Raw genomic sequence first — 772 nt, 5'->3', positions numbered from 1 at the left:
ACGTTCGGCAAAAAAATCCGCATGGCATCGAAACCTCCAGTGATTCCCTTCGTTCCGAAGTCAACTTCGTTTCTGAAGCCGGGAATGTTCTGGGATATCCCTCTTCGCGACGGAAGTTATGCATGCGGAAGAGTGCTTTGCATTGAAGGCAAGCATCGCAAAAGAAGATCAAACCTATTCTGGGCAGGATTGCTTCGATGGCACGGGTCGGTGGCTCCAACAATGGAGGGAATTTCAGGGGCTCCCGTGCTCTGGCAAGGTGATTTCAATGTTCGTTCTTTCAAGGATTCTGGGTCGAGAATCCTAGGCCTTCTGCCACTTGAAGCCGATGACTTAGAGATTCCACCACTACTCACTACAACTCTTAATGGAGAGGTGATGATTGGGTATGACGTGTTGCGTCCGGCGACTAATGCCGAGTATCGGTCCCTACCAGTCAAGACTGTCCAAGTGAGTAACGATTCGTTTCGCGAGATCGCAGACGAGGTCTTCCTTGACGGCAAGCCGTTGCGGTGGGACCGATCTCCTGATGAGAATGCGCTTTTAGACTCCTTAGGGTTGAAGACTCCTGCTGACCTTAAGGAAGTCGAGGCGAGGTTGAGTCGCGAGTGGCGAGCGAGTAAGAGAGTAAGAGCGAAGAAATCAAGGCCGAACAATGCGCAGCACCACAAATCCGACCGCGCCGGCGAGTTGGAGGATTGACTGGAGGAGGGGGCGTGGTAGAAGTAGTGAAAGTGCGCTGAGTCGGTCGGATTGGGTGTGCTTGAACGTT

The 772-nt window shown here is 52.5% G+C and carries 1 protein-coding gene; it reads left to right on the top strand.

The features are described from left to right. Nucleotides 1-702 (top strand): Imm26 family immunity protein (locus tag IE099_RS20935; RefSeq protein WP_229809636.1); only part of this gene is annotated, 702 nt, incomplete at its 5' end. Between the last annotated feature and the right edge of the window lie 70 nt (nucleotides 703-772).

This window comes from Roseibacillus persicicus, from assembly GCF_014651675.1.
GTDB lineage: Bacteria > Verrucomicrobiota > Verrucomicrobiia > Verrucomicrobiales > Akkermansiaceae > Roseibacillus > Roseibacillus persicicus.
Note: the sequence above shows the minus strand (reverse complement) of the source record. Positions and strands in the feature narration are given on the sequence as shown.